25 protein-coding genes are annotated in these 20907 nt (G+C 69.9%); 13 read left to right on the top strand and 12 right to left on the bottom strand.

Annotated features, from left to right (window positions below):
• The first annotated feature begins 79 nt into the window (after positions 1-79).
• Positions 80-613 (top strand): CGNR zinc finger domain-containing protein, encoded by a 534-nt coding sequence (locus FHS44_RS29120; protein ID WP_184720382.1) that lies wholly within the window; start codon positions 80-82, stop codon positions 611-613.
• Here the strand turns inward: FHS44_RS29120 and FHS44_RS29125 are convergent.
• Positions 580-885, bottom strand: coding sequence for a S24 family peptidase (locus tag FHS44_RS29125; RefSeq protein WP_312863848.1), 306 nt, complete (start codon positions 883-885; stop codon positions 580-582). The genes FHS44_RS29120 and FHS44_RS29125 overlap by 34 nt on opposite strands.
• Positions 886-974: 89 nt before the next feature.
• Here FHS44_RS29125 and sodN point away from each other — a divergent pair, with 89 nt between their 5' ends.
• The 3 genes from sodN to FHS44_RS29140 all read left to right on the top strand — a co-directional run bounded on the left by sodN (position 975) and on the right by FHS44_RS29140 (position 2792).
• Complete coding sequence (sodN, locus tag FHS44_RS29130; RefSeq protein ID WP_184720386.1) at positions 975-1376, top strand: superoxide dismutase, Ni; 402 nt, start codon at positions 975-977, stop codon at positions 1374-1376.
• A gap of 193 nt (positions 1377-1569) precedes the next feature.
• Positions 1570-1995: an anti-sigma factor gene (locus FHS44_RS29135; RefSeq protein ID WP_376771617.1), complete on the top strand. Its 426-nt coding sequence runs from the start codon at positions 1570-1572 to the stop codon at positions 1993-1995.
• A 17-nt stretch (positions 1996-2012) separates the two neighbouring features.
• Complete coding sequence (locus FHS44_RS29140; RefSeq protein WP_221461415.1) at positions 2013-2792, top strand: RNA polymerase sigma factor SigF; 780 nt, start codon at positions 2013-2015, stop codon at positions 2790-2792.
• Here FHS44_RS29140 and FHS44_RS29145 read toward each other — a convergent pair.
• A complete protein-coding gene (locus FHS44_RS29145; RefSeq protein ID WP_312863849.1) occupies positions 2789-3208 on the bottom strand; it encodes a hypothetical protein in 420 nt (139 codons plus the stop codon). The genes FHS44_RS29140 and FHS44_RS29145 overlap by 4 nt on opposite strands.
• Before the next feature lie 77 nt (positions 3209-3285).
• Here FHS44_RS29145 and FHS44_RS29150 point away from each other — a divergent pair, with 77 nt between their 5' ends.
• Positions 3286-4305, top strand: a complete 1020-nt coding sequence (locus FHS44_RS29150; RefSeq protein WP_184720390.1) for a diacylglycerol/lipid kinase family protein — start codon at positions 3286-3288, stop codon at positions 4303-4305.
• A gap of 282 nt (positions 4306-4587) precedes the next feature.
• Positions 4588-4842, top strand: a complete 255-nt coding sequence (locus FHS44_RS29155) for a WhiB family transcriptional regulator (protein WP_184720392.1) — start codon at positions 4588-4590, stop codon at positions 4840-4842.
• Positions 4843-4920: 78 nt separating this feature from the next.
• Here FHS44_RS29155 and FHS44_RS29160 read toward each other — a convergent pair whose 3' ends face one another.
• Complete coding sequence (locus FHS44_RS29160) at positions 4921-6384, bottom strand: sensor histidine kinase (protein ID WP_184720393.1); 1464 nt, start codon at positions 6382-6384, stop codon at positions 4921-4923.
• Between the two features lie 67 nt (positions 6385-6451).
• Between FHS44_RS29160 and FHS44_RS29165 the strand changes: the two genes are divergently transcribed.
• From FHS44_RS29165 to FHS44_RS29185, 5 genes are all read left to right on the top strand, one after another.
• Positions 6452-7609: an 8-amino-7-oxononanoate synthase gene (locus tag FHS44_RS29165; protein ID WP_184720395.1), complete on the top strand. Its 1158-nt coding sequence runs from the start codon at positions 6452-6454 to the stop codon at positions 7607-7609.
• Positions 7610-7682: 73 nt separating this feature from the next.
• Positions 7683-8402 carry a GntR family transcriptional regulator gene (locus FHS44_RS29170; RefSeq protein WP_184720397.1) on the top strand — a complete coding sequence of 240 codons (720 nt, stop codon included), beginning with the start codon at positions 7683-7685 and terminating at the stop codon, positions 8400-8402.
• A 19-nt stretch (positions 8403-8421) separates the two neighbouring features.
• Positions 8422-9138, top strand: coding sequence for a dethiobiotin synthase (bioD, locus tag FHS44_RS29175; RefSeq protein ID WP_184720399.1), 717 nt, complete (start codon positions 8422-8424; stop codon positions 9136-9138).
• 31 nt (positions 9139-9169) lie between these two features.
• The gene (gene bioB, locus FHS44_RS29180; RefSeq protein WP_184720401.1) at positions 9170-10165 is read left to right on the top strand and encodes a biotin synthase BioB; all 996 of its coding nucleotides are present in this window, start codon (positions 9170-9172) and stop codon (positions 10163-10165) included.
• 141 nt (positions 10166-10306) lie between these two features.
• Entirely contained in the window at positions 10307-11959 is a 1653-nt protein-coding gene (locus FHS44_RS29185) for an acetolactate synthase (protein WP_184720403.1), read from the top strand.
• A 30-nt stretch (positions 11960-11989) separates the two neighbouring features.
• Here FHS44_RS29185 and FHS44_RS29190 read toward each other — a convergent pair whose 3' ends face one another.
• Positions 11990-13618, bottom strand: coding sequence for a serine/threonine-protein kinase (locus FHS44_RS29190; protein WP_184720405.1), 1629 nt, complete (start codon positions 13616-13618; stop codon positions 11990-11992).
• Between the two features lie 248 nt (positions 13619-13866).
• A complete protein-coding gene (gene bsaP, locus FHS44_RS42835) occupies positions 13867-14115 on the bottom strand; it encodes a biotin synthase auxiliary protein BsaP (protein ID WP_446697306.1) in 249 nt (82 codons plus the stop codon).
• Here bsaP and FHS44_RS29195 point away from each other — a divergent pair.
• The gene (locus FHS44_RS29195) at positions 14075-14455 is read left to right on the top strand and encodes a thioesterase family protein (RefSeq protein WP_184720407.1); all 381 of its coding nucleotides are present in this window, start codon (positions 14075-14077) and stop codon (positions 14453-14455) included. The two genes, bsaP and FHS44_RS29195, sit on opposite strands and share 41 nt — an antisense overlap.
• Before the next feature lie 8 nt (positions 14456-14463).
• Here FHS44_RS29195 and FHS44_RS29200 read toward each other — a convergent pair whose 3' ends face one another.
• The 6 genes from FHS44_RS29200 to FHS44_RS29225 all read right to left on the bottom strand — a co-directional run bounded on the left by FHS44_RS29200 (position 14464) and on the right by FHS44_RS29225 (position 19509).
• Positions 14464-14676 (bottom strand): biotin/lipoyl-binding carrier protein, encoded by a 213-nt coding sequence (locus FHS44_RS29200; RefSeq protein WP_312863850.1) that lies wholly within the window; start codon positions 14674-14676, stop codon positions 14464-14466.
• A gap of 56 nt (positions 14677-14732) precedes the next feature.
• The gene (locus FHS44_RS29205; RefSeq protein WP_184720411.1) at positions 14733-16025 is read right to left on the bottom strand and encodes an HD-GYP domain-containing protein; all 1293 of its coding nucleotides are present in this window, start codon (positions 16023-16025) and stop codon (positions 14733-14735) included.
• Positions 16022-17371 (bottom strand): HD-GYP domain-containing protein, encoded by a 1350-nt coding sequence (locus FHS44_RS29210; RefSeq protein ID WP_184720500.1) that lies wholly within the window; start codon positions 17369-17371, stop codon positions 16022-16024. Before FHS44_RS29210 ends, FHS44_RS29205 begins: the two co-directional genes overlap by 4 nt.
• 233 nt (positions 17372-17604) lie before the next feature.
• On the bottom strand, positions 17605-18549 hold the full coding sequence (locus FHS44_RS29215; RefSeq protein WP_184720413.1) for an NAD-dependent epimerase/dehydratase family protein: 945 nt from the start codon (positions 18547-18549) through the stop codon (positions 17605-17607).
• A gap of 53 nt (positions 18550-18602) precedes the next feature.
• Positions 18603-18869, bottom strand: a complete 267-nt coding sequence (gene rsrA, locus FHS44_RS29220) for a mycothiol system anti-sigma-R factor (protein ID WP_184720415.1) — start codon at positions 18867-18869, stop codon at positions 18603-18605.
• Positions 18870-18903: 34 nt separating this feature from the next.
• Entirely contained in the window at positions 18904-19509 is a 606-nt protein-coding gene (locus tag FHS44_RS29225) for a sigma-70 family RNA polymerase sigma factor (RefSeq protein ID WP_184720417.1), read from the bottom strand.
• 280 nt (positions 19510-19789) lie between these two features.
• On the opposite strand from FHS44_RS29225, the gene FHS44_RS29230 reads away from it, so the two are divergent.
• Positions 19790-20527 carry a class I SAM-dependent methyltransferase gene (locus FHS44_RS29230; protein ID WP_184720419.1) on the top strand — a complete coding sequence of 246 codons (738 nt, stop codon included), beginning with the start codon at positions 19790-19792 and terminating at the stop codon, positions 20525-20527.
• A gap of 3 nt (positions 20528-20530) precedes the next feature.
• Here FHS44_RS29230 and FHS44_RS29235 read toward each other — a convergent pair whose 3' ends face one another.
• Positions 20531-20863: a TraR/DksA family transcriptional regulator gene (locus tag FHS44_RS29235; protein WP_184720421.1), complete on the bottom strand. Its 333-nt coding sequence runs from the start codon at positions 20861-20863 to the stop codon at positions 20531-20533.
• Positions 20864-20907: the final 44 nt, after the last annotated feature.

Genomic DNA, 20907 nt, shown 5'->3' on the forward strand with positions numbered 1-20907 from the left:
TTTCGTTACATGGTGACGGGCGGGCCGCGCCTGTAGGATGCGGCCCCGTCGCCAACGCTTACTACGACGGAACCGTCCGATGGATCTGACCTCCTACGCCGAGCTGGCCGTACTGCTGATCAACAATCCGGACCGGCTGGCCGGTCTGGAGGGCCTGCGCGCGCTGCTGGAGGAGGGCGGTCGTCACCGGCCGGGTCTGCGCCTCACCCGCGGTGACCTCGACGCGCTGCGGGACCTGCGCGCGGAGCTGGTCGCCGTCTTCGAGGCCGCGCAGGCCGGTGACGAGGCCGAGGTGGTCGAGCGGCTCAACTCCCTGCTGATCCGGCATCCGGTGCAGCCGCAGATCTCCGGCCACGACGGCCAGCGCTGGCACATGCACCTCACCGAAGGCGGCCGTACGGCGGAGCAGTACGCCGTGGGGGCCGTGATGGGCCTGGCCACCCTGGTGACCGACCTGGGGGTGAGCAGGCTTGGCCTGTGCCAGGCGGCCCCCTGCAGGAGGGCCTTCCTGGACACCTCGTCGAACCGGTCGAGGCGTTACTGCTCGGAGCGCTGCGCCAGCAGGGCGAACGTGGCCGCCTACCGGGCCCGCAGGAAGGGCGGCGGCCAGTAACGCAGCACCACCCGGCCGACCAGTGCCGAGGGGGGCACGGCGCCGAAGTCCCAGCTGTCCCTGCGGCCGGGGGCGCGCTGGTTGTCGCTCTCCAGCCACCACCCCTCCCCCTCGCGCCAGGCGGCCCGCTTGACGATGAGCAGCGCCGGGTCGGAGGGGAGCCTCGCGACCACCAGATCCCCAGCCCTGACGGGGGCGCCGCGCCGTACCCAGAGCCAGTCGCCGGGGCGCAGCACGGGCAGCATCGAGTCTCCCTCGACACGCACTCTCACGGAGCTCAACCCCATCCCATACGGCATTTGAAGGCGAGTAAGGTCGGTAACGGACCATGCTGATCTCAGCATCAAGGAAGGATTTTCCGATGCTTGCACGACTTCTGCGACCCCGGCATGTCGCGTCCGCGCACTGCGATCTGCCGTGCGGCGTGTACGACCCGGCCCAGGCCCGCATCGAGGCCGAGTCCGTCAAGGCCATCATCGAGAAGTACAACGCGAACGAGGACCCGGTCTTCCGCACCCGCGCGCTGATCATCAAGGAGCAGCGGGCCGAGCTGGTCAAGCACCACCTGTGGGTGCTGTGGACCGACTACTTCAAGCCGCCGCACCTGGAGGCCTACCCCCAGCTTCACCAGCTTTTCTGGGAGGCCACCAAGCTCGCGGGCGCCGCGGGCGGCAAGGGCACCGTCGACGTGGCCCAGGCGGACGAGCTCCTGGCCAAGATCGACGAGATCTCGAAGATCTTCTGGGCGACCAAGGCCGCCTGAGCCAGGAGCCCGATGATCGGCACGTCCAGGCCTCGTGTGGGGTGCGACCACACGGGGCCTGACCTGTTCTTGGAGCCCGTTCTGGTGTCTTAAAGTGTTCTTGAGGTGCCAAATCACCCGGATCGCGAGTCCAAGCGGGCCAACCACCGTCGTGGGGCTGTAGGTTGCAGTCAGCGACTCTGCGAGGAGGAACGTGACCGAACACACCGAGACACCCGCGGTCGACATGGGCGCGATCCGTGACGTGGTCAGCGTCCGGCTGCCGGCCGCGAGTGCCTATCTGTCCGTGCTGCGTACGGCGACCGCCGGGTTGGCCGCGCGACTGGACTTCACGCTCGACGAGATCGAGGATCTCCGGATAGCGGTCGACGAGGCGTGCGCGATGCTGCTGACGCAGGCCGTCCCCGGCACCGACCTGACGGCCGAGTTCGAGCTGACCGGGCAGCTGATGCAGGTCAGTGTCGAGGTCAGCACGGTCGGCAGTGCGGCGCCGAAGCGCGACGACTTCGCCTGGATGGTGCTCACCGCGCTCGCCGACGACGTGGACGCCGTAACCGACTCCCCCGACCGCATGGCGATCGTGCTACGCAAGCGCCGAGGCGCGGCGAGGCCGGCGTGACGGAAAGGACTCGTGCCATGGCCGCCAGCGACCACGCGGTGCCCGACCGGGTGCGCGCGCGCCTGCTTTTCGCGGAACTGGCGGAGTTGACCCCCGACGACTCACGGCGCCAGCGCATCCGTGACGAGCTCGTCGAGCTCCACCTTCCTCTCGTGGAGTACCTCGCCCGCCGGTTCCGCAACCGGGGCGAGTGGCTCGACGACCTCACCCAGGTCGCGACCATCGGTCTGATCAAGTCGATCGACCGCTTCGACCTCGCCCGTGGGGTGGAGTTCTCCACCTACGCCACTCCGACGATCGTGGGCGAGATCAAACGTCACTTCCGTGACAAGGGCTGGGCGGTCCGTGTGCCGCGCCGCCTGCAGGAGCTGAAGCTCTCGCTCACCAAGGCGATCAGTGAGCTGTCCCAGCGCGAGGGGCGTGCCCCGACCGTCGGGGAGCTCGCCACGTTCCTGAAGATGACCGAGGAGGAGGTGCTTGAGGGGCTTGAGTCGGCCAACGCCTACTCCACGGTCTCTCTCGACGCGCCCGACTCCGGTGACGACGACGCGCCCGCGGTCGCCGACTCCCTCGGCATCGTGGACGACTCCCTTGAGGGTGTCGAGTACCGCGAGTCGCTCAAGCCTCTTCTCGAACGGCTGCCGCCTCGCGAGAAGCGCATCCTGTTGCTGCGGTTCTTCGGCAACATGACCCAGTCGCAGATCGCCACCGAGCTGGGCATCTCGCAGATGCACGTGTCCCGCCTGTTGGCCAGGACTCTGGCCCAGCTCCGTGAGGGGCTGACGGCGGAGGACTAGACGCCGTCCCGGTGCTCCCCGTAGAGCGCCTGGGTCGTCGGGGGTGACAGCAGCGCGACCAGTCCGATCAACGCCACGGCGACCAGCGGGATGCCGATCGTCCGCTGGTCGGACTGGATCAGCGTGACGCCGACGACGACGGCGAAGATCTGGGCGAGCACCCCGGGGCTTCTGGACCACCGCTCGGTCCGCAGCATGCCCAGGCCGACCCAGAGCAGCGCGGCGCCGAGCAGGATCCCGAAGCCCGCGACGAAGGCCGAGCTCACCGCGTCGGAGGGCTGCCCGACGACCGTCTCGACGCCGACGTAGCCACCGAGCAGCAGGGTGACGACACCTTCGAGCGCCATGACGACGGCGGCGACGGTGAGGGTGAGCGGACGGTGCTCCGGTACGGGGTCCGGCACTGGATTCGGCACGGCCAAAGCCTATCGCCGGGATATCTCGCTTCCTTCTTGGCCGCCGTGGGCGTGGTCCCGGCGGATACGCTGGCGTTATGCGCGCGATGCTCCTGGTGAACCCCAAGGCCACCACGACCAACCAGCGGACTCGGGACGTGCTGATCAGAGCACTGGGCGCGACGATGGACCTGACGGTCGAGGAGACCGAGTACCGCGGGCACGCGGCCCATCTGTCCCGCAAGGCCCATGGCTCCGGCTTCAACGTGGTCGCCGTGCTGGGCGGTGACGGCACGGTCAACGAGGCCGTGAACGGTCTGCTCGGCACGGGGGACGTCACCGAGGAGATCGACGACGAGACTCCCCCACGGGAAGATTCGTCCGATGACGGCTCCGATGACGGCGACGCGAGCGGTGGGGCCGCGGGCCGTCCGGCGCTGCTGACGATCCCCGGTGGCAGCGCCAACGTCTTCGCGCGGGCGCTCGGGCTGCCCAACGATCCGGTCGAGGCGGTCGGCGCGATCCTGGAGGCCCTGCGTGACGACAGGCGCAGGACCGTCGGGCTCGGCCAGGCGACCTGGAACGGCAGGCGCAGATACTTCACCTTCTGCAGCGGGCTCGGATATGACGCCGAGGTGATCAGGGCGGTCGAGGGGCTGCGTGGCGCCGGGCGCAAGGCCACACCCACCCGCTACGTGAACACGGCGCTGCACCACTATCTGTCGACGGACAGGCGGCACGCCCCCATGAGGGTCGAGGGGCCCGAGGTTCCGCCCGCTGACGGCCTCTTCATGGCGATCGTCTCCAACACCTCGCCCTGGACCTACGTGGGGTCCACGCCGGTCTGCCCGACGCCGTGGGCGAGTTTCGAAACGGGCCTGGACCTGCTGGGGTTGCAGCATCTCGGTCCCGCGGCGATGTGCCATCTGATGCCGCAGATCATCGGCGTGCGCGAGACCCTGCCCACCGGCCGTCACCTGGTGCAACTCCACGACGAGCGGGAGTTCACGCTGAGCGCGCAGCGGCCCGTGGCCTTCCAGCTCGACGGCGACTACCTCGGAGAGGTCGAACGGGTGACCTTCCGGTCCATCCCGAAGGCATTACAAGTGGTGGTCTGACCCGTTACATCCGGTCATCGTGTGACGCATCCGACATGCATATCAGGCAAAACCTTCTCCCAAACCTCTTGCATGTACTGAGCGTGGCTGACAATCTCAACATTGACGTCGGAACGTAGGACCTTTGAGCGGAGACATCGCTCCTGGGCCACCGGCGATCAAGTGAATGGGACCCCGAACCGAACCAGGCTCGGGTGATCATTCGCGCTGATTAGTGAAAGTCTTCACAAAGTACACCGCCGGAGCCGAAGCCAAGGGCTCCTCTTCCGAAGGAGTGGACGCATGGACTGGCGCCACCGAGCCGCCTGCCGTGACGTGGACCCCGAGCTTTTCTTCCCGATCGGCAACACCGGCCCCGCCCTGATGCAGATCGAAGAGGCCAAGCAGGTCTGCCGTACCTGTAGCGTCAGCGAAGCCTGCCTGAAGTGGGCACTGGAGTCCGGTCAGGACGCCGGTGTCTGGGGCGGCCTGAGCGAGGACGAACGCCGCGCCCTCAAGCGTCGCACGGCACGCGTCCGTGCCCGTATCAGCGCTTGACTTCAGCGATCCGACAGAACCATAGCAAACCGAACGACGGCTCCCGCGCCCCCCTCCCCATGACCAGGCCCTGAGGTCTCAGGTCACGGGGAGAGGGATGCTGAGCGTCACCTCGGTGCCTCCGCCCTGGCGGGGTTCGATCGCCAGCCTGCCCGACAGCTCGCCGACCACGAGCGTCCGCACGATCTGCAGGCCGAGGCTGGTCGACGACTCCAGGTCGAAGTTCTCCGGCAGGCCGTTGCCGTCGTCGGAGACGATCACGTCGAGCCGGTCCGCACCCCGGTCGACGATCACCTGGAGCTTCCCCGGACGCTGGGCCAGCCCGTGCTGGACCGCGTTCTGCAGCAGCTCGGTGAGGACCATCGCCAGCGGCGTCGCGATCTCCGAGCGCAGCACCCCGAACGTCCCGATGCGACGCGGCACCACCTGCGCCTCCGGGGCGGCGACCTCCCCCGTCATCGCGATCACCCGGTCGGCGATGTCGTCGAAGTCGACCTGCTCCTCCGGCGTGTGGGACAGCGTCTCGTGCACGATCGCGATCGAGCCGACCCTGCGCACCGCCTCCTCCAGCGCCTCGCGACCCTCGGGCACCTGCAGCCGCCTGGCCTGCAGCCGCAGCAGCGCGGCCACCGTCTGCAGGTTGTTCTTGACCCGGTGGTGGATCTCCCTGATGGTCGCGTCCTTGGTCATCAGCTCCCGCTCGCGGCGGCGCAGCTCCGTCACGTCGCGGATGAGCACCAGCGCGCCGATGCGCCCGCCCCCGACGACCAGCGGGATCGCCCGAAGCTGCACGACCGTTCCGCCCGACTCGACCTCGGTCTCCCTCGGCTCCCGGCCGCTGGCCACGATCATCAGGTTCTCGTTGATGGGCTCGTCGGAGTAGCACAGGTTCGCCGTCGTACGGCCGAGCTCGGCCCCGACCAGGTCCGCGTTGAGCCCCAGCCTGCGGTAGGCGGACAGGGCGTTGGGCGAGGCGTAGGTGACCCGCCCCGCGCGGTCGAGCCTGAGCAGCCCGTCGCCGACGCGCGGGGAGCGGACCAGGATCGGCTCGGCGCCGGAGAAGGGGAAGCGTCCCTCGGCCACCATCTGGGCCAGGTCGGAGGCGCTCTGCAGATAGGTCAGTTCGAGCCGTGACGGGGTGCGTGCCGAGGAGAGGTTCGTGGAGCGCTGGATCACGCCGATGAAGTGGTCGGCGCGCCGTACGGGAATGGTCTCCTCGCGCACGGGCACGCCGCTCGACCAGTCGGGGTCGCCCTCGCGGCAGATGCGCCTCTCGTTCCAGGCGGTGTCGATGAGCGCCCGCTCCCCCTTGGCCGCGGTCATCCCCACGATGTCGTCGTGGTAGACGGTGGGGCCCGTGGTCGGCCGCATCTGGGCGACCGCGATCCAGCCGGTGCCCTCCCGGAGCGGGATCCACAGGATGAGGTCGGCGAACGACAGGTCGGCGAGGAGCTGCCAGTCGGAGACCAGCGAGTGCATCCACTCGAGGTCCGCGTCGTCGAGCGCGGTGTGACGAACCGCCAGGTCGCTTAGAGTCGGCACTCGTGCATCATGCGTGGTTTGAGGGGCCCAACGCGAATCGGGCACACCACATTGGGAAAATGCCCCTATGACACATGGGCCCGATCCGCTGGCGCGCTTCCGCGCCGCCGCGGTGGCGCGGGAGGCGGCGGGGCTCAGGCGGGTCCTTCGTCCCCGGGCCTGCGACGACAGCCTGCTCGATCTGGCCTCCAACGACTATCTCGGGCTCTCCGGAGACCGGCGGCTGGCCGAGGCGGCGTCCGCGGCGGCCTTCGAGTGGGGAACGGGCTCGACCGGCTCCCGGCTGGTGACCGGTTCGACCGCGCTGCACGCCCGCCTTGAGGAGCGTCTGGCCGCCTTCACGGACGCGCGGGGCGCCCTGGTGTTCTCCTCCGGCTACCTGGCCAACCTGGCGGCCGTCACGGCGCTCGGCCGGGACGCCCTGGTGGTCTCCGACGCGGGCAACCACGCCTCGATCGTGGACGCCTGCCGCCTGTCGCGCTCACCCGTGACGGTCACCCCGCACCGGGACGTGACGGCCGTCGAGAAGGCGCTCGCCGACCGGGAGACCGAGCACGCGATCGTGGTCACCGACGCCCTCTTCTCCGTCGACGGCGACCTGGCCCCGCTGGCCGATCTGCACGCGGCAGCCGTACGGCAGGGCGCGCTGCTGGTCGTGGACGAGGCGCACTCCCTGGGGGTCCTCGGGACCGGGGGGCGGGGGGCGGTGCACGCCGCGGGCCTGGCCGGGGAGCCGACCGTTGTGAGAACGGTCACACTCTCCAAATCCCTCGGATCCCAGGGTGGGGCCGTCCTCGGCGCCCCCGAGGTCATCGAAACCCTGATAAACACGGGCCGTTCCTTCATCTTCGACACCGCGCTCGCTCCGGGGAGCGTGGCTGCGGCACTCGCCGCGGTGGATATCCTTCACAATCAGCCCGAACTGCCCGGATACGTGCTCACCAGAGCGAAGGAGCTGGCCGCCCTGGCCCGCGACCTCGGTCTGGAGACCAACGATCCGGCGGGTGCGGTCGTCCCGATCGTGCTCGGCCAACCCGAGACGGCGCTTCGGGCCGCCGTCATCTGTGCGGAACACGGGGTGCGCGTCGGATGCTTCCGTCCGCCCTCGGTACCGGTCGGCCGCTCTTGCCTGCGGTTGACCGCGCGGGCCAATCTGAGTTCCGACGATCTAGCGGTGATCAGGGGTGCGCTCACCGCCGTGGCCGAGATGAAGGTGACCATGTGAGTGAGCGAAACGAGCGGGCCCGCGGGTGGGACACGGGTCCCGCCGGCCTCGAACCTCCGGACGAGGTGCGAGCGTGACGGAAGATTCCCCCAGAATCCCGAAATATTACGACGTCAAGCGCAGCCTGCTGGCGCTCACCAAGAGCCTGGCCGCGGGCAGTGCCCTTCCCCCCGAGCGGACGCTCGCGGTGCGGTTCGAGACGTCGCGCACGACCGTGCGCCAGGCCCTGTCCGAACTCGTGGTCGAGGGACGGCTGGTGCGCATCCAGGGCAAGGGGACGTTCGTCGCCCATCCCAAGGTCGCCCAGGTGCTGCAGCTCACCTCCTACACCGGTGACCTCAGGACCGTCGGCCTGGAACCCGACACCAAGATCCTCGACATCAGCTACATCACCGCGGACGAACCGCTGGCCCGACGCCTGGCGATCAACCCCGGTGGCCGGGTGCTGCGGATCCACCGGCTCCGCCTGGCCAACGGCGAGCCGATGTCGATCGACACCACCCACCTGTCCGCCCGGCGCTTCCCCCGGCTCAGGCGTGAGCTGGAAGTGCACTCCTCGCTGTACGAGACGCTGCACAACGCCTACAACGTACGGCTCACGGACGCCGAGGAGATCATCGAGACCGTGCTGGCCACGCCGTACGACGCGCAGGTGTTGAGTGTGGACGTGGGCCTGCCGATGCTGCTGCTCACCCGGCACGCCTTCGACGCCGACGGCAACCCGGTCGAGTGGGCCCAGTCCCTCTACCGGGGAGACCGCTACAAGTTCGTCACCCGCCTGCGCCGTCCCTGACGTCCGTAAGGTGTGGGGGATGAGCATCCTCGTGGTCACCGGGACCGACACGGGAGTGGGCAAAACGGTCGTCACCGCCGCGGTCGCCGCCCTCGCCAGGGAGCGGGGTTCCTCGGTCGCGGTGGTGAAACCGGCGCAGACCGGGGTCGGCGCGCTCGATCCCGGCGACCTAGACGACGTCATCCGGCTGACCGGGGTGACGACCACCTTCGAGCTGGCCAGGTTCCCCGACCCGCTGGCCCCCGCCGCGGCGGCCAGGGTCGCGGGCCTGCCCCCGGTCTCCCTCGACCAGGCCGCCGTCCGCGTCGCGGAGCTGGCCGCCTCCCACCGCCTGGTGCTCGTCGAGGGCGCGGGCGGGCTCCTGGTCCGCTTCGACGAGGAGGGGGCGACCCTGGCCGACCTCGCCAGGGCGCTGTCCGCGCCGGTGCTGCTGGTGACCCGGGCGTCCCTGGGCACGCTCAACCACACCGCGCTGACGCTTGAGGCGATGGCGGGACGCGGCCTCGACCTCGCGGGCGTGGTCATCGGCTCCTGGCCCGCCGAACCCGGTCTTGCCGAACGGTGCAACGTCGCCGACCTGGAGATGCTGGCCGCCAGGCCGCTCGCGGGCGCGCTGCCCGAGGGCTCCGGTTCCCTCGACCGCGAGGCCTTTTCCCGTACGGCTCACGCCGGTTTGGCCCCCGTGTTGGGGGGCGGCTTCGACTCCTCAGCCTTCAGATCCACATTTAGGCTCTAGCCGTAGACGACGGCCTTCAGAGTGGAGCAGCATGAGCGACATACTCGACATCGCCCGCGTCCAGGTGCTTGAGGAAGGCAGAGGGCTCGACGCCGGACAGGCTCTGCGATGCCTGGAGCTGCCCGAGGAGCGTGTTCCCGACCTCCTGGCGCTCGCGCACGAGGTGCGTATGAAGTGGTGCGGCCCCGAGGTCGAGGTCGAGGGCATCATCTCCCTCAAGACGGGCGGCTGCCCCGAGGACTGTCACTTCTGCTCCCAGTCGGGGCAGTTCAGCTCGCCGGTCCGCGCGGCGTGGCTGGACATCCCCTCCCTGGTCCAGGCGGCAAAGGAGACCGCGGCGACGGGGGCCACCGAGTTCTGCATCGTGGCCGCGGTGCGCGGCCCCGACCGGCGGCTGATGGACCAGGTCCGCCAGGGCGTCGAGGCGATCAGACAGGCCGTGGACATCAACGTCGCCTGCTCCCTCGGCATGCTCACCCAGGAGCAGGTGGACGAGCTGGCCGGGATGGGCGTGCACCGCTACAACCACAACCTGGAGACCGCGAGGTCGCACTTCGACAAGGTCGTCACCACCCACAGTTGGCAGGAGCGCTGGGACACCTGCCTGATGGTCCGCGAGGCCGGGATGGAGCTGTGCTGCGGCGGCATCGTCGGTATGGGCGAGACGCTCGAACAGCGGGCCGAGTTCGCCGGGCAGCTCGGTGAGCTGCAGCCGGACGAGGTCCCGCTGAACTTCCTCAACCCCCGTCCCGGCACTCCCTTCGAGTCGTTCCCGCTGCTGACGGGCACCGAGGCGCTCAGGACGATCGCGACCTTCAGGCTGGCGCTGCCGCGCACGATCCTGCGCTACGCGGGCGGCAGGGAGCTGACCCTGGGCGACCTGGGCACCCGCGACGGCATGCTCGGCGGCATCAACGCGATCATCGTCGGCAACTACCTCACCACGCTGGGCCGTACCCCCGAGGCGGACCTCGGTCTGCTGACCGACCTGCGGATGCCGATCAAGGCGCTCTCCGAGACCCTGTGAGCCCGGGGGGAACCCGCTCCCGGCATCTCGCGGGGAGCGGATTCCCCCATGTGACAGGTGGTCAGCGCGTTATTCGGGGGGAATCTGGGCAGGGATTCCAATCACTGTCCGGCTAAGTGACTGACTGGTAGGTTGCGCGATATGGAGTCTCCAAAGCACGCGGGCGACATCGCGGTCGCCGTCTCCAAGGCCTACGGGATCGAGACCATGTTCACCCTGTCGGGCGGGCACGTCTTCCCGTTGTACGACGGAGCGGTCCACGAGGGCGTGCCGATCCTCGACGTACGGCACGAGCAGAGCGCGGTCTTCGCGGCCGAGGCGACCGCCAGGCTGACCCGCAGACCGGGCCTGGCCGTGCTCACCGCGGGTCCCGGCGTCACCAACGGCGTCAGCGGCGTGGCGACCGCGCACGCCAACGGCTCCCCCGTCGTGATCATGGGGGGCAGGGCGCCGAGGTCGCGCTGGGGCTCGGGCGCGCTGCAGGAGATGGACCACCCGCCGCTGCTCGCGCCGATCACCAAGCTGGCCTTCACCGGCTCGGGACCCGACTCCGTCGGCGAGGACGTGGAGATGGCCTTCAGGACCGCCCTCGCCCCGCACCGGGGGCCGGTCTTCCTCGACTTCCACATGGACGACCTGTTCGCCCCCGCTCCCCCGCCTGACCACGCGACCGAGACCCTGACCCCCTCGCCACTCGAACCCGACCCCGACGCGCTCGCCGGCATCGCCACCCTGCTCGCCCAGGCGGAGCGCCCGGTGCTGGTGCTCGGCTCCGACGTGTGGATGGACCGGGCGGAGGAGGTCGCCAGAGGATTCGCCGAGGAGTTCCGCCTGCCGGTCATCCCCAACGGGCAGGGCCGCGGCATCCTGCCCGCGGGCCACGAACTCCTGGTCACCCGGGCCCGCAGCCTGGCCTTCTCCCAGGCCGACCTGGTGATCGTCGCGGGCGCCCCGCTGGACTTCCGCCTCGCCTACGGCTGGTTCGGCGGCAAGAATGGCACCCCGCTCGCCAGGGTCGTGCACCTGACCGACGCGCCGTCGCAGCTCGGCACCCACATGCAGCCCTCCGGCACCGCCGCGGGTGACCTGTCGCTGGTCTTCTGGGGTCTCGGTACGGCCTGCGGCGAGGCGGGCGTCTCCCCCAAGGCGTACGCGCCGTGGCTGTCGAGGCTGAAGGAGGCCGCGGACGCGGCGGTCGCCGGGGACGCCGAGCTGCTGGCCTCCGACGCCGACCCCATCCACCCGATGCGGATCTACGGCGAGCTGAACAGGATCCTCGCCGACGACGCCGTGGTGATCGGCGACGGCGGCGACTTCGTCTCCTACGCGGGCAAGTACGTCGAGCCGAGGCAGCCGGGCAACTGGCTCGACCCCGGCCCCTACGGCTGTCTGGGCACCGGCCTCGGCTACTCCATCGCCGCCCGCCTGGCCAGGCCCTCCTCCCAGGTGGCGTTGCTGCTCGGCGACGGCGCGGCCGGGTTCTCGCTCATGGACGTGGACACGCTCGTACGGCACCGCCTGCCCGTGGTGATGATCTGCGGCAACAACGGCATCTGGGGTCTGGAGAAGCACCCCATGCGGATGCTGTACGGCTACGACGTGGCCGCCGAGTTGCAGCCGCAGTGCCGTTACGACCAGGTGGTGACGGCGCTCGGCGGGGGCGGTGAGCTGGTCACCGACCCTGCGGAGATCGGTCCCGCGCTGCGCAGGGCCTTCGACTCCGGCGTGCCGTACATGGTGAACATCGCGACCGACCCGGAGATCGCCTACCCCCGTAACACGACCGGCGTCTGAGACGGCCCCGAGAGCGTCGGGGCCGTCAGGTCACGACGCCGTGGGGGTCGCGGTCGGGCTCGGCGGGCAGGTGTCGTTGACCAGCGTGATGTCCACCGGCCGCTTCACGTCCCACATGGTCCCCGCGCCCGGCCGCTGCTCGACCACCTTCATGCACTGGTTGATGTCGACGTCGGGGCCGATGCTGGAGGCCGCCTTGAACCCGGCCTTCTTGAGCACCTCCTTGGCCGCGTCCTGGCTGAGGCCCATCACGCTCGGCACCTTCTTCTTCACCACCGGCGTCGCGGTCGCGCTCGGCGAGTGGGTGGGGGACGAGGTGGGCTTCGGCCCGTCGGTCGGTTTGGTCGTCGGTTTCTCCGTCGGCGTCTTCTCCGGCTCGGCGGAGTCGGTCTCCGTCGGAGTGGGGGTCGGGGTCGGAGTGGGCTTCGGCTCGTCGTCCTGGGTCGGTGTCGCCGTCCGCGGGGTGGTCGTGTGCCTGGGTGGCTTCGTCGCAGGCTTCGTGGCGGTGACGGTTGGGACCGTCATGCCCAGGTTCTCCTTGGTCGGAGTGGTCTCCCCCGCGGCCATCGCGTTGATCGCGACCCCGACGAGCCCCGCGCACGCCACCCCCGCGAGGGCGAGCACCGCGACCATTCCCCCCCTGCGCCGCGGCTTGTGTAAGGCCCGGCGGCCACGCCCGGTGGCGGCGACCTCGGTGGCCGGACCCCGTGGGGAGACGTCCTGGGGCGGCCCTGTCAGCGGCCCCGTCGGCGGCAGGGTCGGAGGTGCCGTTCCCGGTGGTCCGAGCTGCGGGACCGGGGGTGGGGTGCCCGCCGTACCGGACTGCTGGGAGGGGGCGGCGGCCTGCCTCGCGGCGGCGCCCATCGCGGCACCGCTCGGGAAACGACGGGCGGGGTCCTTGGACAGCGCCCGCTCGACCAGGGCACGCACCCCGGGTGGGATGTGCGGCGGCAGCGGCGGGGGCGCCTCGCGGATGTGTTTGAGCGCGATGGTGACCGGCGTGTCACCGTCGAAGGGCCGCTGCCCCGTCAGGCACTCGTAGGCCACCACCCCGAGCGCGTAGATGTCCACCGCCGGGGTGACGGGCGCACCCTCTGCCTGCTCGGGCGCGCAGTAGGCGGCGGTGCCCAGCACCATGCCCGCGTCCGTGAGCCTGCTCGCCGCGTCCGACCTGGCGATGCCGAAGTCGGTGAGCACGAGCGTGCCGTCCGAGCGGACCAGCAGGTTTCCCGGCTTGATGTCCCGATGGACGATGCCCTGCTCGTGTACGGCCTGCAGGGCCAATGCCGCCTGGGCGATGAGCTCCATCGCCGCCCCCGGCGCGATGCTCCCCAGACGTGCGAGCAGCCGGTCGAGCGGCTCCCCGTCAACGAACTTCATCACCAGGTATGCCGTCGCCCCCGCGCCGGGAACCTCGTGAACCCCGTAGTCGTAGACCTCGACCACTCCGGGGTGGTTGATCGTCGCCATCGCCCTGGCCTCGCCCTGGAACCGCACCAGGAAGCCAGGGTCGTCGGTACGGCCGGGCAGCAGCACCTTGACGGCGACCGTTCTGGCCAGGACGACGTCCTCACCACGCCAGACCTCGCCCATACCGCCGGCGCCGATGCGGGTATCCAGGCGATACCGCCCCGCCAGCGTCGTGCCTTGGGCCACCATGAAAATCCCCCGTAACCCTCTCCGCTCCCGCCTCAGGGCTCTCCAACAAAGCGGATTTGTATCGCGGCAACGTCACGGCGAAGTAACGAAACCCTGTGTGCCGGGACAGCTCGTTAAAGGCGCGTGCCGTAGCATCGCACAAATCTCAAAATCTTTGCGCTAATTGTACAGATTGTGGCTTTACCTACCGGAGAACGAAGGCACATTGGCGGCCACAACCGGGAAACGGCAGGTCAGGAAGGCCGTGATCAGCCGCTCAGGGAGCCGTGTTCCGAACAGCGTGCCGACCAACCACGCACGGTCACCTGAACCACCATCCGGCGGCGACAGCGGGAGCAGTAGCGGGGCGGCTCGAAGGCGCGGGCGGCGAGACAGGCCGCGTGGTCTCCCTCGTCCGTGGGACGACCGCAGTGGTCGCAGTAGGGGGTCACGGGATCAGACCCTATGCTGGCCCGCATGACGCTCGCTCCCGGTATGCGCGCCCGGCTGCTCATCATGGTCGAGAGGAGCGACACCGCGATGAAGGTCGGCAGCGGGGACGTCCCCGTGCTGGCCACCCCGCGGCTGCTCGCCCTCGCCGAACGCGCGACCGTCCAGGCCATCGGCGACGCCCTCGGCCCCGGCCAGACCTCCGTGGGAACGAAGGTCACGCTGGAGCACCTGGCCGCGAGCCCGATCGGCGCCCACGTCGAGATCAGCGCCGAGCTCACCTCGGTCGAGGGCCGTCGCCTGTCGTTCGTCTTCACCGCCCGTGACCGCGACGCCGTCGTCGCGACGGGCACGGTCGAGCGGGTGGTCGTCGACCGCGAGCGCTTCCTCGCCGGTCTCACCCGCTGACCCCCGACCTACTCGATGACGGCGATGAGATCGCCCTCCTGGATGACGTCGCCCTCGGCGACCCCGAGCCGGGCGACGACCCCCTCGTCCTCGGCGATGACCGGGATCTCCATCTTCATGGACTCAAGGATGACCAGGGTGTCACCGTCCTCGACGCTGTCGCCCTCGGCGACGAGGACCTTCCAGACGCTGGCCACCATCTCGGCGTGCACTTCAGCCACCTGAACTCCCATCCATCACTGTGATCCAGAACTCGGCCGTACACCCAGTCTGACGGTCAGAGCCTGTTGAGACAGGCCAGCCTGCCGACGACACGGGTCATCGCCTCGACGACCTCGGTGTCGTACTCCTCCCCCGTGCCCAGGTGGAGCCGTTCGAGCGCGGCCCCCGCCCGGTCACGGTCGACGGAGCCGCCGACCAGGTCGTCGTAGGCGTTGGCCGCCTTGATGACCCGGCTCGCCATGGGCGGGTTCTCCGCGCAGCCGTCGCACTGACGCCGGACGATCTCGGCGACCCGGTCGAGCACCCCGGTCTGGCGGATCACCTCGGCCCCCAGCTCGGCGATGCGTTTCGCCTGGTCAGGCTCGGTGAGAACCGTGGCGCCACCCGGGATCGGGTCACGCAGCGACAGTTGCCCGATGTCGTGCATGAGCGCGGCGTACTCCAGGTCGAGCAGCTCCGGCTCGGCCATGCCCAGCTCACGCCCGGTCGCCACGGCCAGGCGGCTGACCCGGTGGGAGTGTCCCGGTTCGACGTAGCCGCCGACCTCGGTCACCCGCGCCAGCGCCCTGACGGTCTGCAGGTAGGTCGCCCTGATCCCGGCGTACTTGCGGAAGGCCACCTGGGTGACCAGCAGGGGCGCGGCGAAGACCAGCAACGCGGCCATGTCCATGCTGTGCGAGGCCAGCGCGAGCAGGATGCCCGACGCGGCGACCGCCGCCCACAACGGAGCCGCCATCCGCAGCTCGTCCTGTACGGCGACGCCGAAGGCGGCACGCACCTGCTCGGCCCGCAGGACGGCGGCCAGCAGCACGTCGATCAGCACCATCACCAGGACCAGCAGGGCCATCACCCCGAGGGCCGGCCACCAGCCGCCCTCCGGACGTTTGGCCAGTTCGAACAGCGGCCCGGCCAGCGGGCGGTAGGCCAGGGCGAGCAGGGCGCCGGTGAACAGCCTGCGCGCCATGGCGTCCGGGCTCGGCGGCCTGCCGACCGCCAGGTGCGGCAGCGCCCCGGCGATCATGCCGACCGTCAGCACCGCGATGACCTGCAACGCCGTGTGCCTGGCCGGGACGCCCCCCATGTCCAGCAGCAGCGTGTAGCCAAGGGCCGCCGCGGCGCCGATCGGCGCGACCTCCCTGTTGCCCGGCATCGTGAGCCTGGCCAGCTCACCGGCCGCGATCAGCGCGCCGAAGCCGATGGCGGCCCTGGGCTCGGTCAGGCCGGTCGCGGCCGTGTGCGCCACCCCGGCGACGGCCAGCAGACCGGCCGCGCAGATCAGCAGGAGCTGGCCGGAGTCGAGTCGCCGGAACGTCCTCGCGGCCAGGGTGGTCGTGGTGGTGCTGCTCACCGTTCGGGCACCACCTGGATGGGCATCGTCGGGTCGTCGTGGTCCTTGGTGGTCGTCTCCGCCGCGTCCTCGGGGGGCGCGACGACCTTGCGCGGCGCCTCCCAGCCGTGCCGGTCGACGGCCCTGGTGAAGGCGACGACCATCTCCGGGTCGAACTGGGTTCCCGCGCCCTTGCGCAGCTCGGCCATGGCCACCTCGACGGGACGGGCGCCCCGGTAGGAGCGGTCGGAGGTCATCGAGTCGAAGGCGTCGGCGACCGCGATGATCCGGGCGAACTCCGGTATCTCCTCCCCGGCCAGGCCCATGGGGTACCCCTTTCCGTCCTGCCGCTCATGATGGTGCATGATCCCGGCGAACGCCTCGTCGAGGAAGTCGATGCCCCGCACGATCTCCAGACCGCGCATCGGGTGCAGTTGGATGGCCGCGTACTCCTCCTCGGTGAGCGGCCCGTCCTTCTGCAGCACCTTGGTCGGCACGCCCAGTTTGCCCACGTCGTGCAGCATCCCGGCGTAGCGGATCGCCCGCAGCCGCTCCGAGCCCATGCCGATCTCCTGGGCGATCATCCCCGAGGCCAGCGAGACCCGGGTGCAGTGGCCGCGCGTGTAGTAGTCCTTGGTCTCGACAGCCTGACACAGCGCGGCGATCGTCGCGTCGTAGGAACGCTGCTGGGCGACATATTGGCCGAAGGCCCAGCGGGCGACGAAGAGCGGCAGCAGCACGAGCACCGCGGAGATCGAGTTGACCGTGGCCCACAGCCCGGCGATCAGCAGCCCGAAGGTGGCGTACCCCAGGTAGGAGACCATGAACTGGGCCAGTCCCCGCAGCGGGGGCACCTGGTCGGCCTGCCCGGTGACGACCAGGACGATCGCGATGAGGACGAAGTTGAGCGGCACGAAGACGGCGGCGGCCCCGGCGAACGGCACGATCAGCGCGTCAAACCCGGCGATGTCCGGCAGCCTGGCCTTACCCCCGAGCGACTCGTAGACCCAGCCCGCGGCGTAACCGCAGATGGCGAACTGGGCGCCGTTGAACAGCCGCTTGACCAGCGGCAACCCGGGACGCACGCTGAAGACGGCCGTCATGCCGACCAGCGCGGCGCCCTGCGGCCCGACGAGCACCACGGCGGCGAGCGCGGCCGAGAAGCTGACCGAGACCGCGGCCTGCTTGACGTTCAGCAGCGTCGGCACCGACTCGCACACCAGGAACAGCAGGGCCAGCACCAGGAGGTTCGACCAGTCGAGCCACTCCAGACGATCGCTTCCCGCCACGCTGTATCCGAGCAGCGCACACGCCGCCCCGATCACAGCGACCAAATAGACCTTGGCAAACCACGGCAGTCCACGCAAAGCGGCCACCCTTGGGGTCCTACGCGCGCGTGCTCAGGTCCAGGAGATCCCCAGTCGGATGGGGGTGACCGTTTCCTTCAACATGCGCTGCCTCCATGTCGATTTCCCACTCAGGCTACAGAAGTCGACCTTGCCAAGAACGGCAGACGTGGAATCGCAAGCAAAGCGTAACCAATCCATCACCCCAAGCCATCACAGACCATCCCGTACGGCCCGCGATCCGAGTGTTCCGGTTACGGCGTCGCGTGCCGGGCCCTCGCCCAGTCGACCGTGACCTTCAGCCCGGCCGCCAGGTCCGTCCCCGGCCGCCAGCCGAGCCCCTCGAACGCGGGGGCGGGATCGACCGCCATCGCCGGCAGGTCGCCGAGCCTGGCGGGGGCGCTGTCCGGCGTGTCGGGGGCACCGGCCGCCGCGGCGACCAGGGAGTGCAGCGCCCGGTCCGTCGTCTCGACGCCCGTGCCCAGGTTGAACCTGCGACCGTCACCCGCCTGCCCGCAGGCCCGCGCGAAGCCGTCGACCACGTCCTCGACGAACACGTAGTCGCGGGTCTGGGTGCCGTCGCCGTACACCACCGTGGGGGTGCCGTTGAGCAGGGCGTCGGTGAAGATCGCCACGACCCCGGCCTCCCCCTGCGGCGACTGACGCGGGCCGTAGACGTTGGAGAGCACCAGCGTCGTGTACTCGATGCCGTACAACGCCCTGAAGGTCGCCAGATAGGTCTCGGCGCTGAGCTTGGAGGCCGCGTACGGCGAGCGCGGGTCGGTGGCCGCGTCCCCCGGGACCGGGATGACCGACGGCCTGCCGTACACGGCGACCGAGGAGGCGAAGACGACCTTGCGGGTGCCGCCGTGGTGGGCGGCGGTCAGCACGGAGGCGGTTCCCTCGACGTTCAGCCTGGCATCGTGGACGGGGTCGGCCACGCTCTTGCGCACGCTGATCTGCGCGGCGAGGTGGCAGATCACCTCGGGCCTGAACTCGGCGGCCAGGCCGGTCAGGGCCGGGTCGCGGATGTCCATCTCGTGCAGGGCGAAGCGCGGGCTCTGCGCGGCGGCGGTGAGGTTGGCCCGGTCACCGCCGGACAGGTCGTCCACGGCGGTGACCTCGTGACCATCGGCCAGCAGCCGGTCGACCAGCGTGGAACCGATGAACCCGGCCCCACCGGTGACGAGTATCCGCATGCCAACCCCCAGGTGTCTCGTGTGGCCACAGCCGTACGAGAGATCCTAGGAGGTCAGCCCGTCAGTTCGGAGCGGACCTGGTCGATCCGGTTGAGCACCCTGGCCCGCAGGTCCTCGGAGGCCTTGTCGCAGCCGCAGTGCTTGGCGATCAGCTGCTTGACGACCTGCTCAAGGCCGTACTCCTCAAGGCAGGGGCTGCACTCGTCCAGGTGCACGCGGATGTCGGCGCAGTTGCCCTCGTCCAGCTCGCCGTCCAGGTAGGTGTAGACCTTCTCCAGGACGTCCCGGCAGTCGGTGGCGTGGGGCTTTCCACAGCTCATGCGATCACCTCGCCACAGAAGTCGCCGTGCTCGCTCACTTCGCACCCTCCGCGGGGACCAGACCACGCTCACGGGCGTAGTCCTCAAGTTGCGTCCGCAGCTGACGTCGGCCACGGTGCAGCCTCGACATCACGGTCCCGATGGGAGTGCCCATGATGTCGGCGATTTCCTTGTAGGGGAAGCCCTCGACGTCGGCGAGGTAGACCGCGATGCGGAACTCCTCGGGCAGTGCGGCGAGCGCCTGCTTGACGTCACTGTCGGGGAGGTGTTCGAGCGCCTCGATCTCCGCCGACTTCAGGCCGCCCGAGGTGTGCGACTCGGCCCTGGCGAGCTGCCAGTCCTCGATCTCCTCCGCGCCCGACTGCTTGGGCTCCCGCTGCTTCTTGCGGTAGCTGTTGATGAAGGTGTTGGTCAGGATGCGGTACAGCCACGCCTTGAGGTTCGTGCCCTCCTGGAACTGGTGGAAGGACGCGAAGGCCTTGGCGAAGGTCTCCTGGAGGAGGTCTTCGGCATCCGCCGGGTTCCGGGTCATCCGGAGGGCCGCGGAGTAAAGCTGGTCGAGATAGGGCATGACATCCCGTTCGAACCGCGCGCTCCGCTGCTCCAGAGTCTCCTCGTCTGTCGCAGGGACCGGACCCACCCCCTTAGTATCGCCGGAGTCCTGCTGACGCGGGACGCCGTACTGAGCGGAGAATACCCGCTCAGCAGGGAATGACCGATCACCGGGGCGGACGACGGGTTCGATCAAGGCGAGCATCGGCTTGCCAACCTCCCGAAAGGATCTGTGTTGTCCGCTGCAACACCCCCGCCCGGCCATCTGTTCCCACAAGATAGAAGGTGACGAACACCCCGGTGTGGGGAAAACCATACGTACCGGTAGGTACTGGAGACCACCGGAAACCAGACGCCAGGAGCCGCTTGTGCTGCCCATCCCGGCCGAAGAGCTGAACGGCTCAGGAACGCTCGGGCCGTACTGGACCTTTTACCGAGCCGTCGCCGCCGAGCAACTGAGCCGCTGGCTGCCGGAGAGCCCCTCGACCGTCCTCGACCTGTCGGGTGGCAGGGGCCGGTGGTCCGCCCAGGCCGCCAGGGCGGGGCACCGGGTGATCGAGGTCGTCGACTTCCGCAGGGCCGTCGAGGGACAGGCGCTGCACGACGTCTCGAAGGTCCGCCAGGTCCGCGCCGACGACCTGCGCTTCCTGCCCGACGAGAGCATGGACGCCGTGCTCGCCGAGGAACGCGCGATGTCGGTCGAGCTGATGGCCGAGTCCGCGATGGGCGACGTCGCCAGGGTGCTGCGCCCCGGCGGGCGGGCGCTCGTCTGCGTCGACTCCCTGGTGCTCGGGATGGCGATCCTCGCCGAGCAGAACTACTGGGCCCACCTGCGCCAGACCGACGAGGTCATGCTCGTGCCCTGGCCGGACGGCAGCATCACCCGTTGCTTCAGCAGCGGCCAGCTCCGCGAGCTGCTCACCGACGCCGGTCTTGAGGTCGAGTGGATACGGCCCCGCACCGTGCTGTCCCCCTCGACCGTCGACCACGTCCTGGCCTCCGACTCACGGGCGCTCACCTGGCTGGTCAACACCGAGCTTGAGGCCCACCCCGACGACGACGACACGGTAGGCATCCACCTGGTCGCCAGCGCCAGGCGGGTGTGACCTTCAGCGACGACGTTCGCGCCGCGCCTGGCACCGCACGCAGCGCGCGGCCTCGGGACGCGCCTCAAGCCTGCCTTCAGGTACGGCCTGGCCGCAGTCGGCGCAGCGGCCGTAGCTCCCCTCGTCGAGGCGTCTGAGCGCCTCGGCGACCGCGCGGCGCTGCTCGGTCGCCGCCTCCAGCATGGCCAGGGTCCGGTCGGCGTCGGTCAGGACGGACCCGGCGTCTGCGGGGGAACGTTCCCACCCGGTCAACGGATCCCCCCGAAGGACCCCGATGGACCGGTCAAGCTCGGCGAGCATGCTCTCCAGGCGCATGCGCACGGTCGTGGCGTCCACGAATCCGCACCTCCGCAGGATGAGGGCGGCCTGTGAAGGGATTT

This window comes from Streptosporangium saharense, assembly GCF_014203715.1.
Lineage (GTDB): Bacteria > Actinomycetota > Actinomycetes > Streptosporangiales > Streptosporangiaceae > Streptosporangium > Streptosporangium saharense.